Source organism: Streptomyces aureus (genome assembly GCF_001418135.1).
Taxonomy (GTDB): Bacteria; Actinomycetota; Actinomycetes; order Streptomycetales; family Streptomycetaceae; genus Streptomyces; species Streptomyces aureus_A.
On the sequence record NZ_LIPQ01000044.1, the window covers coordinates 1 to 14386 of the forward strand.

At 71.8% G+C, this 14386-nt stretch carries 10 protein-coding genes; 9 read left to right on the forward strand and 1 reads right to left on the reverse strand.

Features of this window, described 5'->3' with window-relative positions; all coding sequences use genetic code 11:
- The first annotated feature begins 39 nt into the window (after positions 1 to 39).
- From AOK00_RS05260 to AOK00_RS05295, 8 genes are read left to right on the forward strand one after another with little or no spacing between them, the layout of a single operon-like run.
- A complete protein-coding gene (locus AOK00_RS05260; protein WP_055599144.1) occupies positions 40 to 1092 on the forward strand; it encodes an ABC transporter substrate-binding protein in 1053 nt (350 codons plus the stop codon).
- A gap of 1 nt (position 1093) precedes the next feature.
- Positions 1094 to 2224 (forward strand): LLM class flavin-dependent oxidoreductase, encoded by a 1131-nt coding sequence (locus AOK00_RS05265; RefSeq protein ID WP_055599145.1) that lies wholly within the window; start codon positions 1094 to 1096, stop codon positions 2222 to 2224.
- The gene (locus AOK00_RS05270; RefSeq protein WP_055599146.1) at positions 2221 to 2724 is read left to right on the forward strand and encodes a flavin reductase family protein; all 504 of its coding nucleotides are present in this window, start codon (positions 2221 to 2223) and stop codon (positions 2722 to 2724) included. The genes AOK00_RS05265 and AOK00_RS05270 overlap by 4 nt, the downstream gene beginning before the upstream one ends.
- The gene (locus AOK00_RS05275; protein WP_055599147.1) at positions 2721 to 3656 is read left to right on the forward strand and encodes an ABC transporter permease; all 936 of its coding nucleotides are present in this window, start codon (positions 2721 to 2723) and stop codon (positions 3654 to 3656) included. Before AOK00_RS05270 ends, AOK00_RS05275 begins: the two co-directional genes overlap by 4 nt.
- Positions 3632 to 4420 carry an ABC transporter ATP-binding protein gene (locus AOK00_RS05280; protein WP_063886521.1) on the forward strand — a complete coding sequence of 263 codons (789 nt, stop codon included), beginning with the start codon at positions 3632 to 3634 and terminating at the stop codon, positions 4418 to 4420. The genes AOK00_RS05275 and AOK00_RS05280 overlap by 25 nt, the downstream gene beginning before the upstream one ends.
- Positions 4417 to 5769 carry an LLM class flavin-dependent oxidoreductase gene (locus AOK00_RS05285; protein WP_055599148.1) on the forward strand — a complete coding sequence of 451 codons (1353 nt, stop codon included), beginning with the start codon at positions 4417 to 4419 and terminating at the stop codon, positions 5767 to 5769. Before AOK00_RS05280 ends, AOK00_RS05285 begins: the two co-directional genes overlap by 4 nt.
- Positions 5766 to 9689 carry an ABC transporter ATP-binding protein gene (locus AOK00_RS05290; protein WP_079041848.1) on the forward strand — a complete coding sequence of 1308 codons (3924 nt, stop codon included), beginning with the start codon at positions 5766 to 5768 and terminating at the stop codon, positions 9687 to 9689. The genes AOK00_RS05285 and AOK00_RS05290 overlap by 4 nt, the downstream gene beginning before the upstream one ends.
- Positions 9686 to 10723, forward strand: a complete 1038-nt coding sequence (locus tag AOK00_RS05295; RefSeq protein ID WP_055599149.1) for an aldo/keto reductase — start codon at positions 9686 to 9688, stop codon at positions 10721 to 10723. Before AOK00_RS05290 ends, AOK00_RS05295 begins: the two co-directional genes overlap by 4 nt.
- 279 nt (positions 10724 to 11002) lie before the next feature.
- Here AOK00_RS05295 and AOK00_RS05300 read toward each other — a convergent pair whose 3' ends face one another.
- Positions 11003 to 12637, reverse strand: coding sequence for a hypothetical protein (locus AOK00_RS05300; protein WP_055599150.1), 1635 nt, complete (start codon positions 12635 to 12637; stop codon positions 11003 to 11005).
- Positions 12638 to 13411: 774 nt separating this feature from the next.
- Here AOK00_RS05300 and AOK00_RS05305 point away from each other — a divergent pair.
- Positions 13412 to 14386, forward strand: a 975-nt coding sequence (locus tag AOK00_RS05305) for a tachylectin-related carbohydrate-binding protein (protein ID WP_254047246.1), incomplete at its 3' end; no start/stop codon positions are given.

Sequence of the window (14386 nt, forward strand, 5' to 3'; positions counted from 1 at the left end):
GCCCCTCCCTCGCCGGCACGTGAAAGGCCCCGTATCGCCATGTCCCTGCACACCTCAAGACCCCTGAACCGCCGGGGATTCCTCGCCCTGGGGGGCGGCGCGCTGCTGGCACTCGCGGGCTGCGCCTCCCCCGATCAGGCCGGCTCCACGCAGCTCGGCGCGCTGCCGACCGTCGCGCCCGACAAGAAGACCACCCTCAGGATCGGAACGGCCACGACGCAGGCGCAGCTCGCCGCGGAACCCTCGCTCGGTCCGCTGCCGTTCTCCGTCGAGTGGGTCCGGCTCAACGGCGGCCCCGAGACCATCCAGGGCTTCCGGGCGGGCGCGGTCGACCTGGCGAGCAACGCCGGGATGCCGCCGATCCAGGCGCACGACATCGGCTTCGACGCCAAGATCGTCGCCGTCGCGCACAACACCGCGGTCACCTACATCCCCACCACCCGGCCGGGCAGCGACATCCGGACGGCGAAGGACGTCGTCGGCAAGCGGATCGCCTTCTCCCAGGGCCAGGCGCAGGGCGTCACGATCCTCAAGTGGCTGAACGAGAACGGCATCTCCCACAAGGACGTGACCCTGGTGCCGCTGCCCAGCGCCCAGTTCCTGACCGCTCTCCAGGGCGACCAGGTCGACCTCGCCCCGCTGACCGAGCCGTCGCTGACGAAGTACCTGAAGCAGTACGCGAAGGACGGCGCACGCACCCTGCCCACCGACGTACAGGACCTCCTGAGCCTGCTGTGGGCGCCCACGTCGGTGCTCGCCGACGAACGCAAGGCGGCGGCGATCCGGGCGTTCATCCCGATCTGGGTCCGGGGCAACAACTGGTCCTGGGAGAACCCTGAGCAGTGGATCGAGTCGTACTACGTCAAGGATCAGGGCGTCAGCCGCGAGGACGGCGAACGGATCGTCAAGGCCCGCAGCAAGCCGCTGTATCCCACGAACTGGGACTCCTCGATCGCCTGGGAGCAGTCGATCGCCGATCTCATGTCCGGTGCCGGCTTCGTGAAGAAGTCCGACGTCAGCGTGCTGTTCGACCGGCGGTTCGAGAAGGTCGCGGCGGAGGCCGCGCCCGCCGCGTACCGAGGGCAGGCCTGAGATGGGCGAACACCTCTGGTACATCCCGAACACCGTCGAGCCCGGGCATCGCGGCGACGACACCGTCGAGGGCTGGGGCACGCTGGACCACTCCACGGAGCTGGCCCGCGCCGTCGAGGACCACGGCTGGGCCGGGGCGCTCCTCGGCACCGGCTGGGGCCGTCCGGACACCTTCACGGTCGCGGCCTCCCTCGTCGCCCGTACGACGACGTTCAAGCCGCTCATCGCCATCCGGCCCGGCTACTGGCACCCGGCGAACTTCGCCTCCGCCGCGGCCACCCTCGACCGGCTCAGCGAAGGCAGGGTCCTGGTCAACATCGTCAGCGGCCTCGACGACGCCGCGTCCTACGGCGACGGCGAGTTCGACCCCGCCCGCCGCTACGAGCGCACCCTGGAGTTCCTCCGGCTGGTGCGCCGCCTGTGGAGGGACGAGGAGGTGACGTTCCGGGGAGAGCACTACCGGGTGGAGAACTCCACGGTCCGGCCGCGTCCCTGGCGCGCCGAGGAGGGCCGGCACCCCCGGCTGTACTTCGGCGGCGCGAGCCCGGCCGCCGAGCGGGTCGCCGCGCGGGAGGCCGACGTCCAGCTGTTCTGGGGCGAGCCGCTGGACGGCGTGGCCGAACGCGTCGACCGGCTGCGGACGCTGTCCGACGAGGTCGGGCGCAGACACCGGCCGCTGGAGTTCGGGCTGCGCGTGACGACCCTCGTGCGGGACACCACCGAAGAGGCGTGGCGCGCGGCGGAGGAGAAGGTCGCCCGCATGGCGCGGCAGGATCCGCGCGCCCAGGAGGCGTTCCGGCGCGGCACGGCCACCGGCCAGCGACGGCTGCTCGACCTGGCGGACCGGGGCGACGTCCTGGACAGCTGCCTCTACACGGCCCCCGGCCGCTACGGAGGCGGCGGCGCCGGTACGACCTGGCTGGTCGGCTCCGCGCGGGAGGTCGCCGACGCGCTGCACCGGTACCGCGAGCTCGGCGTGACCCACTTCGTGCTGTCGGACACCCCGTACCGGCAGGAGATCGCCCGCGTCGGCGACGCCCTGCTCCCGCTCCTGGCGGAGCCGGCCGCGTCCCCCGCCGGATCAGCCCCGCGGCGGCTGTCCGCCGCCCACTCCTCGGAGGCCCCCGCATGACCGCCGTCCTGCACGACGCCGTCTCCCTGCGCGCCGTGTACGGCGCGTTCCCCACCGGCGTCACGGCGATCGCCGCCCTGGTCGACGGCGAGCCGGTCGGGCTGGCCGCCAGCTCGTTCACGACCGTGTCCCTCGCGCCACCGCTGGTCTCCGTCTGCGTGGCGCACACCTCCGGCACCTGGCCGGTGCTGCGCCGAGCCGGCCGCCTGGGCGTCAGCGTGCTCGGCGTTGACCAGGGAGCGCTGTGCCGGCGGCTCGCCGGTCCGGCCGGCGAGCGTTTCGCCGGGGCCTCGTGGCAGGCGGACGAGGACGGCGCGGTGCTGCTGGACGGCGCCGCCGCCTGGTTCACCTGCTCGGTCGACGACGAGATCCGGGCCGGTGATCACGACATCGTCGTCCTGCGCGTCCACGACCTGCGCCTCGACCGGGACGTGGACCCCCTCGTCTTCCACGCCAGTTCGTTCCGCTCCCTCCTCCCCCGACCTCAGGAGCCCCGATGAACCTCGACCTGACCTCCCGAACGGGCGGTGGCACGGCCACCGTGACCGGCGGGCCGGAGAAGGCACCGCCGTCCTCGGCGCCCCCGGCCTCCACACCGCCGGCGGACGCGAGAACACCGGACACGTCGGCGGCCGCCGGTCTGGTGCCGGCGATCCAGCGCCGCCTCGGGCGCGGCAAGTCGATCCCGTTCGGCCGGCTCCTCGGCCCGCTGCTGCTCGTCCTCGCCTGGTGGGGCGCCTCGGCGGCCGGCTGGCTGGACCCGCGCAAGCTGTCGTCGCCCGCCTCGGTCGTGACCTCCGCCCAGGAGCTGTGGGTGAGCGGGCGTCTGCAGGAGAGCGTGCAGGCCTCGCTGTCGCGTGCCCTGCTCGGTCTGCTCATCGGCGTCGCGGCCGGCGTGGTGCTCGCGCTGGCGTCCGGGCTCTCCCGCGTCGGTGACGCGGTCGTGGACGGCACGCTGCAGGTCAAACGCTCGATCCCCAACCTCGCGCTGCTTCCGCTGCTGATCCTGTGGCTGGGCATCGGCGAGACGATGAAGGTGGTCGTCATCGCGCTCGGTGTGACGGTCGGCATCTACATCAACACCCACGCCGCGCTGGTCTCCATCGACGCCCGCTACGTCGAACTCGCCGAGGCACAGCGGCTGTCACGCTGGGTGTTCCTGCGCAAGGTCGTGCTGCCGGCCGCGCTCCCGGGCTTCTTCACGGGGCTGCGGCTGGCGGTGACCGCGGCCTGGCTCGGTCTGATCGTGGTCGAGCAGATCAACGCCACCTCGGGCATCGGCTACATGATGTTCCAGGCCCAGCAGTACGCCCAGTCCGGGATCATCCTCGTCGGTCTGGTGCTGTACGGCACCTTCGGCTTCGCCTCCGACGCCCTTGTCCGCCTGGTGGAGGGGAGGGTGCTGTCGTGGCGACGTACGATCACCGCCTGAGCGACGGCGGCCCGGTCGCCGAGGCGGTGGAGTCCGCCGCCGTCCGCGTCAACGGCCTCACCCGGTCCTTCGGTGACCGCCAGGTGCTCCGGAACGTCGATCTGACCCTCGCCCGCGGCGAGTTCACGGCGCTCCTCGGGCGCAGCGGCTCGGGCAAGAGCACCCTGCTGCGCGCGGTGGCGGGACTGGACCACACCACCGTCGGCACGGGCGAGATCCTGGTGCCGCGGCGGGTCTCGCTGGTCTTCCAGGACTCGCGGCTGCTGCCGTGGCTGAGGATCCTCGACAACGTGGTGCTCGGTCTGCCCGGCGACGACGCCAGGGAGCGCGGCCGTGCCGCCCTCGACGAGGTCAGCCTGGGCGGCCGGGCGTCGGCCTGGCCGCATGAGCTGTCCGGTGGCGAGCAGCAGCGGGCCGCGCTGGCTCGGTCGCTGGTGAGCGAGCCCGAACTGCTGCTCGCCGACGAGCCGTTCGGCTCCCTCGACGCGCTGACCCGTATCCGGATGCACCGGCTGCTGCGCCGACTGTACGAGCGGCACCGGCCCGCCGTGCTGCTGGTGACCCATGACGTGGACGAGGCGGTGACCCTGGCCGACCGGGTGCTGGTCCTCGACGACGGCGACTTCGTCCTGGACCTGCGCATCGACCTGCCGGCCGATCGCGACCCGGGCGACCCGCTGTTCCAGCGGCACCGCACCACCCTGCTGGGCGCGCTGGGCGCCCTCCCCGACGACCGTACGAAGGACACGGAGGAACCGTCATGAGCAAGCGCGCCGAGAAGCTCCATCTGAACGCCTTCCTGATGGGCGTCGGCCACCACGAGGCCGCCTGGCGGCTGCCGGAGTCGGACCCGTACGCCTCCTGGGACGTCGAGCACTACCGCAACCTCGCCCGGATCGCCGAACGGGGCAGACTGGACTCGCTGTTCCTCGCCGACAGCCCGGGGCTGATGGGCGATCCCGCCCGCCGGCCCGGCGGGCGGCTGGAACCGACGGTGCTGCTGACGGCGCTGGCCGGGGTGACCGAGCACATCGGTCTGATCGCGACCGCCTCGACGTCGTACAACGAGCCGTACAACCTGGCCCGCCGGTTCGCCTCCCTCGACCACGTGTCCGGCGGGCGGGCCGGATGGAACATCGTCACGACCGCCGGAGCGGACGCGGCCCGCAACTTCGGCCTGGACGACACGCCCCCGCACAAGGAGCGGTACGAGCGCGCCGACGAGTTCCTCGAGGTGTCCACCAGGCTGTGGGACAGCTGGACGGACGACGCGATCGTGGCCGACAAGGACGCCGGTGTCCACGCCGACTCCGCGAAGGTCCGCGGGATCGATCACGCCGGGCGGTTCTTCCGGGTCGCCGGACCGCTGAATGTGCCCCGCTCGCCGCAGGGTCACCCGCTGCTCGTGCAGGCCGGTTCGTCGGAGGACGGCAAGGCGTTCGCGGCGCGGTGGGCGGAGGCGGTCTTCACCGCGCAGCAGACCCTCGAAGAGGCACAGGCGTTCTACGTCGATCTGAAGAAGCGGGCCGTGGCGCACGGCCGCGATCCGGGGGCCATCAAGATCCTGCCCGGGATCGTGCCGGTCGTCGGTGACAGCGAGGCGGAGGCGGAGGAGCTGGACCGCGAGCTGGACCGGCTGATCAGCCCGGAGTTCGCCAAGCGGCAGCTCGCCCGGCTGTTCCGGATCGAACCGGGCGCGCTGGACCTGGACGGGCCACTCCCGGACGACCTGCCGTCCGAGGACGAGATCGAAGGCTCCAAGAGCCGGTACACGCTGATCGTGGAGCTGGCCCGGCGGCAGAAGTTGACTGTGCGTCAGCTGATCGGCCGGCTCGGCGGCGGCCGCGGGCACCGCACGTTCACCGGCACCCCGGTGCAGGTGGCCGACGCGATCGAGGAGTGGTTCGACGGCGGCGCCGCGGACGGGTTCAACATCATGCCGCCGGTCCTGCCGTCCGGTCTGGAGGCCTTCGTCGACAAGGTGGTGCCGATCCTCCAGGAGCGCGGCAGGTTCCGCACCGAGTACACCGGCGGCACGCTGCGCGACCACTACGGACTGCCGCGCCCCGCCGACTCGCGCGCGACGCCGCAGGCCCTCGGAGCGTCCGCGTGACGGTCGCACCTTGTCGCACCGCGGACCGTACGTCCCCGGCGCCACCCGGACCGGCCGGCGCGGGCTGGGTGCGCCGGCTGGTCCGGTACTGCCTGGCCCACCGCTCCGACCTGGCCTGGGCGTACGGCGCCGCGCTCGTCGCCGCGGTGGCCACGGCCGTACTGCCGCTGGTCCTGCGCCATGTCGTGGACGGGGTGGCGTCCCCCTCGGCCGCGCTGACCCCCTGGGTGGTGCTGCTGCTCGGTCTCGGCGCGCTGCGGTTCGGGGCGAGTTTCCTGCGCCGGTACTGCTCCGGCCGGGTGTCCCTCGGAGTGCAGTACGCGCTGCGCAACGACGCCTTCGCCGCGCTGCTGCGGCTCGGCGGCCGCCAGCAGGACGAGCTGCACACCGGCCAGGTCGTCAGCCGGGCCGTCTCCGACGTGACGCTCGTCCAGATGCTGCTGCAGTTCCTGCCGAACATGTTCGGCAACGCGCTGATGTTCGTCCTGTCGGTGGCGCTGATGTTCGCGCTGACGCCGCTGCTGACCCTGGTCGCCCTCGTCGTCGGCCCGGTGCTGTGGCTGATCGCGTACCGCAGCCGCCGCCACCTCTTCCCGGCCAACTGGCACGCGCAGCAGGAGGCGGCCGAGGTCGCGTCGACCGTGGAGGCGGCGGTCGCGGGCGTCCGCGTGGTCAAGGGGTTCGGACAGGAGGAGCGTGAACTGGAGGAGCTGGAGCGGCGGTCGCGCGGGCTGTTCTCCTCGCGGTTCCGGGTCGCCCGGCTCACCAGCAGGTACAACCCGGCGCTCCAGGCCGTGCCGGCACTCGGGCAGGTCGCCGTGCTCGCGCTGGGCGGCTGGCTGGCGCTGCGCGGCAGCATCTCCCTGGGCACCTTCGTCGCGTTCAACGCCTACCTCGGCTCGTTCGTGACGCCCGTGCGCCAGGTGGCCATGCTGCTCACCGTCTGGCCGCAGGCACGCGCCGGGGTGGAGAGGGTGCTCGACATCGTCGACACGGCTCCCGAGATCACCGACGCCCCGGACGCCGTCACCGTGCCGGACGGGGCGCCGGCCCTGGAGTGGGACGGTGTGGTGTTCGGCCACGACGCCACGGCCGCTCCGCTGCTCGACGGGTTCACCCTGAGGGTGGAACCCGGGGAGACGCTGGCCCTGGTCGGTACGGCCGGGTCGGGCAAGTCCACGGCGGCGGCGCTGCTGCCCCGGTTCTTCGACCCGGCCGCCGGGGCGGTACGGGTCGGCGGCGTCGACGTCCGCGGACTGCGACTCGCCGAACTGCGTGCCCGGATCGGCTTCGTCTTCGAGGAGCCGCACCTGCTGTCCGGCACCATCGCGGCGAACATCGCCTACGGGCGTCCCGACGCCGGGCCGGCGGAGATCCGCCGCGCGGCGCGGCTGGCGCAGGCCGACGCGTTCGTCAGCGCCCTGCCGGACGGCTACGACACCGTGATCGGCGAGCAGGGCCTCACCCTGTCCGGCGGGCAGCGCCAGCGCATCGCGCTGGCCCGGGCGATCCTGCCCGACCCCGCCGTCCTGGTGCTGGACGACGCGACCTCCGCCATCGACGCCCAGGTCGAGGCGGCCATCCACGCCGGCCTGCACCACGTGGCGCGGCAGCGCACCACGTTGGTCATCGCCCACCGGGCGTCCACCCTCGAACTGGCCGACCGGGTCGCCGTCCTGGACCGCGGCCGGGTCGTCGACATCGGCACGCCCGACGAACTCCGGGAGCGCAGCGCGCTGTACCGGTCGCTGCTGTCTCCCGATGAGCAGCCCGGCGAACTCGGCGTGGACGAGGCGTCGGCCGCGGAGCCGCCGCGGCCGCGCGGTGTCACCGAGGAGCTGTGGCGCCCCGCCCCGGACGCCCCGTCGGCCGGTCCGGACGTCGGCGCGCGGGTCGCCGCCGCCTACGCGCAGGCCGCCGCGACGTCCGGGCCGGGCCGCGCGGGGCCGGGCGGAGGGCTGCTCGGCGGCGCCCCGGCCGGCGAGGAACTCCGGGAGCGGCTGGCGGCGTTGCCGCGCGTGGACGTGGATCCGAAGGTCTCGCCCGAGCAGGCCCGCGCCTGGGACCCGGACTTCGGACTGCGCACGCTCGTACGGCCCTTCCGGCTGCCGCTGCTCGGCGGTCTCGCGCTGGTCGGCGCGGACGCACTCGCGCAGCTCGCCGTACCGGTCCTGGTGCGGCACGGCGTCGACAGCGGCGTCAGCCGGTCCGCCCCGGCGGTGCTGCTGGCGACCTCGGCCGTCGCGGCGGTGGTCGTGCTGCTCGGCTGGCTGGTGAACGTCGCCCAGGTGCGGGTGACCGGCCGCACCGGCGAGCGTCTGCTGCACACGCTGCGGGTGCGGACGTACGCCCAGTTGCAGCGGCTCGGTCTGGACTACTACGAGCGCGAGCAGGGCGGCCGGATCATGACCCGGATGACCACGGACGTGGACGCGCTGTCGGCGTTCCTGCAGACGGGTCTGGTGACCTTCGTGGTCTCCCTGCTGACGATGCTCGGTGTGCTCGCCGCCCTGCTCGTCATCGACGCGGAGCTCGCCGTCACCCTGCTCCTCGCCCTGCCGGTCCTCGTCGCCGCCACGGCGGTGTTCCGGGCGCGATCGCTGCCCGCGTACCTCGACGCGCGGGAGCGGGTCAGCGCGGTCAACGCCTCCCTCCAGGAGAGCGTGCCCCTGATCCGGGTCACCCAGGCCTTCGGCCGCGAGGCGCGCAACGCCCGCGACTTCGCCCGCCTGGCCTGGGCGTTCCGCGACTCCAGGCTGCGGGCGCAGCGGCTGATGGCGACGTTCTTCCCGTTCGTCGAGTTCCTCAGCACGGCGGCGACCGCCATGGTCCTGGTGATCGGCGCCGGGCAGGTGCGCGACGGCCGGCTCACCGCCGGTGTCCTGATCGCGTTCCTGCTCTACATCGAGTTGTTCTTCTCGCCGATCCAGCAGCTGTCCCAGGCGTTCGACGGCTACCAGCAGGCGGTCGTGGGCCTGGGCAGGCTACGCACGCTGATGCGCGAGCCGGTCGGCACACCGGTCGCCGAGCGCCCGGTGCCGGTGCGCGAGCTGCGCGGCGAGATCGAGTTCGACCGGGTGTCGTTCGGCTACCGGGACGGCGGGCGTGAGGTGCTCCACGAGGTCAGCCTGCGGGTCGCCGCCGGGGAGACGGTGGCCCTGGTCGGGACGACCGGCGCGGGCAAGTCGACGATCGTCAAGCTCGTCGCCCGCTTCTACGACCCGACCGCCGGGACCGTACGGATCGACGGCACCGACCTGCGCGCCCTGGATCCGGCGGGGTACCGGCGCCGGCTCGGGGTCGTCCCGCAGGAGACGTACCTGCTGGGCACGACCGTGCGGGACGCGATCGCGTACGGCCGTGACGACGCCACCGACGCGGAGGTGGAGGCCGCCGCGCGGGCCGTCGGCGCGCACGCGATGGTGGCCGGGCTGCCGCACGGTTATCTGACCGAGGTCGGCGAGCGCGGCCGGGGCCTGTCCGCGGGCCAGCGGCAGTTGCTGGCGCTGGCCCGGGCCGAACTCGTCGACCCGGACGTCCTGTTGCTCGACGAGGCCACCGCCTCGCTCGACCTGGCCGGCGAACGCCGGGTGGCCGCGGCGACGGCGGCGCTCACCCGGCGGCGCACCACGCTCGTCGTGGCGCACCGGCTGACCACCGCCGCCCGCGCGGACCGGGTGATCGTGCTGCGGGACGGCACGGTCGCCGAGGCCGGCACGCATCAGGAACTGCTCGCGGCGCACGGCCCGTACCGAAGGCTGTGGGACGCGTTCCGCGCCGCCGGCGGGGCGGCGAGCGTCGACCGGGTCGCGGAATCCGGGACGGCACCCGGACGACGGCCCGTCTCCACGGCCACGGCCGCCCCCACGCCCATTCCCACAGCCGTCCCCACGCCCATCCCCACGGAAGGAACCTCATGACCATCCCGTACCGGCCCTTCGGCCGCACCGGCGTGCAGGTGAGCGCGCTCGCCCTCGGCGCGATGAACTTCGGCGCCCGGGGCAACCCGGACCACGAGGACGGGGTCCGCATCATCCACCGCGCCCTGGACGCCGGGATCAACATCGTCGACACGGCGGACGTGTACGCGCAGGGCGAGTCGGAGGTGATCGTCGGCAAGGCCCTCGCCGGTCGCCGGGACGACGTCTTCCTGGCCACCAAGTTCCACGGCCGCATGGGGGACGACGTCAACCGGTTCGGCAACTCGCGCCGGTGGATCCACCGTGCCGTCGAGGACAGCCTGCGGCGTCTCGGCACCGACCACATCGACCTCTACCAGGTGCACCGGCCGGAGGAGGACACGGACTTCGACGAGACGCTCGGCGCACTGACCGATCTGGTCCGCCAGGGCAAGGTCCGCTATCTCGGCACGTCCACGTTCCCCCCGTCGTGGATCGTCGAGGGGCAGTGGATCGCGGAGAGGCGGGGCCGTGAGCGGGTGGTGGCCGAGCAGCCGCCGTACTCGATCCTGGCGCGCGGCGTGGAGGCCGAGGTGCTGCCGGTGGCCCAGCGGTACGGCTTGGCGGTGGTCCCCTGGAGCCCGCTGGCCGGCGGCTGGCTGACCGGCCGCTATCGGGCAGGCGGGCCGCAGCCGGAGTCGAGCCGGGCGGCCCGCCAGCCGGGCCGCTTCGAGATCGGCAGCGCGGAGAACGCGGCCAAACTGGAGGCGGTCGAGGCGCTCGCGGTCCTGGCCGAGCAGTCGGACCTCACCCTGATCGAACTGGCCCTCGGCTTCGTCCTCGCCCACCCGGCGGTCACCGCCCCGATCATCGGCCCGCGCACCCTGGAGCAGCTGGAGTCCCAGCTCGGCGCGGCCGACAGGCCTCTGCCGGCGGACGTCCTGGACGAGATCGACAAGATCGTTCCCCCAGGCACCACCCTGTCGTCCCGGGACGCGGGCTTCGCCCCGCCGTCCCTGCGCGAGCCGACGCTCCGCCGGCGTCCCCTCGGCTGACGGGGGCGGATCAGGGCGGGCCCGGCCCGCCGACGGTTCGGCGAAGCCGATCCGGGGAACCGACAGCGGCGTCGCACACCAAGAAGCCCAGGAAGATCGAGCGGACCCGGAAAGAGGCCGCCGTCAGGCGTTCCGCACGTGGTCGGCTGGGCGTCCCACCGCCCGGCCGACCTCCGTCTCGGACGAGCCGAGGACTGCTGCTGACCGAATGACGACTGTCTGACCGGTCATCAGGTTCAGCAGGGCAGCCGCGGGTCCGCGCATCGTGTTCAGGAAGCCTCAGTCGCTGCCCGCGTGCGCCGCGGCGGACGAGGACGCCGGGACCTCGTCGGTCCGCACCGGGTCATGGGGCACACACGGCGACTCCATCCGTGAGACGAGGTCCGTCAAGGAAGCGATGGCGCGCAGGAGGTCCCGGTGCAGATAGCCGTCGCCGTCCGAGGTGGGGGTGACCCCTGTCTCCTGGAGCTGCTGAGCGATCTCCTCGATCGTGGCGGAGAGCGGTGAGCCGGGTGGTACGTCCACGACCTTCCCGGAGATGACGATCAGCCCACCGTCGACGCCATCCGCCCCGAAGAGCCGTGTCTCGGGTCCGGCCATGAACCGGAGATCCGGCCGCTGCGTCACACTGAGCCGCGCCGTCCGCGCGGCGGCGTCGATGTCCAGCACCTTCACCCGAACCAGAGGAGCCGACCCCGTCGGATCGTCGGGGTCCCCGCGGAGGAACTCGTCACCCTCCCGGAGGTCCTGCCGGCCGCCGCTCTCGGTCGCGGTGAGGAGGAACGACCGGCTGTAGGTGAGCTCGTGCACCAGAACGCAGGGCTCCGGAATCGCCGCGTCCCAGCGTTCCTTGACACGGAACTCGAAGAAGTACGGGCCGACGCGCGCGCAGAGGTGGCCGGGGAGGTCATGTCGGTGGAGCGGTCGCAGGTCGACGAGCGTGTCGGATTCCGTTCCTCCCGCCTGCCACACGCGCGTCATGTCGAGCCAGCCCTTGCCCCACATGGAGGCGGCGTTCAGACCGGGACCGATCCGCCAGATCGGCCGCCCGGCGCTGTCCAGCTCCGTATGAACCGGATGCGGCGCCATGTAGGGGGTGCGGTTGCTCATGACGTCCCAGTGGTCCCCGTACTCGTAACCTCCGCCCCAGGAGTGGTCGAGACCGTGGACATGCCCCATCTCGTGTGCGACAAGACTCGGGGCAAGCGATGTCATCCCCTGCGAATCCCTGCCGTCGCCGGAAACCGCGCCCTCCGGCATGCCGAAGAGGTCCGTGGGGGGATGGGTGACGACGAAGATCCGGTTCGCATAGGGAGCCAGATTCTCGCCCGCGTTGAGCGCGGCCTGGCGCGCCCAGGTGATCAGGTCCCTGCGTCCCTGCGGGTTGCCACCTGACCCTACGTAGTCGGATTCCTTCTGGGCGAGCCGGTGCCAGCCGAGCACGCGTGAGGTGCTGAGGTCGAGGTTCCCGTGGGACATGTCCCGGTAGAAGTCGACCAGGTTGAACTTGCCCGCGCCCGCGGTCGTGCACATCTCTTCAAAGCGTTGACGAGTGAAGGGAGTCGGGGTCGTGGCGTCACTGAACTGGACCAGCAGGAAGGCCCACGGGTGTGAAAGCCTACCTGGCGGACGCAGAAAGGTGATCTCCTGCCAGTCCTTGGCGAAGGAGCCGTCCGGGATGACGGTGACGTCCTGGAGGACGTTGTTGCTGTTGATGGTGCCGATGAGCCCACGCCCCCTGGACGCGCTGTAATACAGAATCCGGTCACCACTCAGCGCCGTGATCTGCGTCCAGTCCTTGGCGAACGAGCCGTCCGGGAAGACCGTCACATCCTTGAGGACGTTGTTGCTGTCGACACTGCCGATGAGCCCACGCCCCCTGGACGCGCCGTAATACAGGATGCGATCTGACATCACATAACCTTTCCGAACCGCGTCCGCGCCTGTCGATCGCCAGAGGCAACGAGCCGGTGAGGCCCTTCGGATGGCATCTGCGCTCGGCGCCGTTCCGGCGTGGCGACATCGCTCGTGCGTGAGGACATCGGATGCCATGGAAGTCAGGGGCGACGCTGTGCAGCCACTCGTATGACCTGCCCCCGCGGAGAGCGCCCGAGCGCCGACCAAGCGGCAGGGGACTCTCCTTCAATTATCGTCGTGCCGCGGAAATGCGCGAGCCGAGACCTCGTGGTAGCGGGGTGTCACCACCATGCGCGCGGTGCCGCGGATTCGAGTGCGGCGATCGGGACGCCGGCGGTATCGGTGGCGAACGCGGTCGGCCGTAGGCCGCCGGCATCGACGCAGCGTAACGGGGCGCCGGGGTGCGGGTGTTCCTTGCGAGCAACCAGCGGCATACTCTGCGGCCGGCCCCTGAGGAGGTCGTCGACGAAGGGCCGCCCGTCGTCCCGGCAGGTCCGGCAGGCCAGCGGGACGCGGGCCGGAGGAAGAGCCGGCGCATGTCGACGAATCCTCCTCGATATCACGCCGCGGCTGCCGTTGCAGGAGGCTTCCGGCAAGCGCATGGTGGTGGTGGGGGGAAGGACCCAGTGGCAACACGAGTGCCGGGTGCCTGGCGGGGCGGCGCCATGCGGTACGGAATTCCTCGCGCCAGCTGTCACGCGCCACCCCCGACCGCCCGGCCATGCACGCGTGCAATCGCCATGCGGTCTCTGATCGCAGGGAGTGGTAGCCATGGCAATAACCCATGCAACAGTGACCCTCAACAAGATCGGCGTGATCGACTCCAGCGTCAACACCACCGATGAGCCGGGGTCGTCCGCAGAATGGCATATGAAGTTCATCGTCAACGGTCAGCAGCAGACCTGGGATCACGACGAGGTGAAGGACAACACCGACTATCAGCTCGGGCTTGTCTTCCCGAATGTTCGAATCGCCCCCAACGGGACGATAAGCATCTCGGCCAGTGGGTACGAGCATGACTCCCTGTCAGCCAACGATGTCCTCCCGAGACTCGAGACCACTCTTCATCCCGCACAGGATTTTCAGCTGGGAGCCACCGAATGGGCACATAGCCCGGATTCCCCCGAAGGCACCTACAAGATCGAGTACACCGTCGCGCCGGCTCAGCAGCAACCCCTCATGGTCGCCCGACCCGTGGGCTGTTCGGTCTACGGCATCAAGCCCAGCGGGGACCTGCACTGGTACCGCCACGACGGATGGCAGCACGGCACCGCCCACTGGACAGCGGGCGCCGGGGGAATCAAGATCAGCGGCGGCTGGAACATCTACGACACCGTCTTCGCCGGCAGCGGGGGCACGATCTACGGCATCAAGCCAAACGGGGACCTGCACTGGTACCGCCACGACGGATGGCAACAGGGCACCGCCCACTGGATTGCGGGCGCCGGAGGAAACAAGATCAGCGGCGGCTGGAACATCTACGACACCGTCTTCGCCGGCAGCGAGGGCACGATCTACGGCATCAAGCCCAACGGGGACCTGCACTGGTACCGCCACGACGGATGGCAACAGGGCACCGCCCACTGGACAGCCGGCGCCGGAGGAAACAAGATCAGCGGCGGCTGGAACATCTACGACACCGTCTTCGGCGGCATCGAAGGCAGGATCTACGGCATCAAGCCAAACGGGGACCTGCACTGGTACCGCCACGACGGATGGCAACAAGGCACCGCCCACTGGACAGCC

Excerpts from the sequence above, each read along its gene's own strand:
- AOK00_RS05285 (WP_055599148.1), top strand. The coding sequence starts at position 4,417 with ATGAGCAAGCGCGCCGAGAAGCTCCATCTGAACGCCTTCCTGATGGGC.
- AOK00_RS05275 (WP_055599147.1), top strand. The coding sequence starts at position 2,721 with ATGAACCTCGACCTGACCTCCCGAACGGGCGGTGGCACGGCCACCGTG.
- AOK00_RS05270 (WP_055599146.1), top strand. The coding sequence starts at position 2,221 with ATGACCGCCGTCCTGCACGACGCCGTCTCCCTGCGCGCCGTGTACGGC.
- AOK00_RS05265 (WP_055599145.1), top strand. The coding sequence starts at position 1,094 with ATGGGCGAACACCTCTGGTACATCCCGAACACCGTCGAGCCCGGGCAT.
- AOK00_RS05260 (WP_055599144.1), top strand. The coding sequence starts at position 40 with ATGTCCCTGCACACCTCAAGACCCCTGAACCGCCGGGGATTCCTCGCC.
- AOK00_RS05300 (WP_055599150.1), bottom strand. The coding sequence starts at position 12,637 with ATGTCAGATCGCATCCTGTATTACGGCGCGTCCAGGGGGCGTGGGCTC.
- AOK00_RS05295 (WP_055599149.1), top strand. The coding sequence starts at position 9,686 with ATGACCATCCCGTACCGGCCCTTCGGCCGCACCGGCGTGCAGGTGAGC.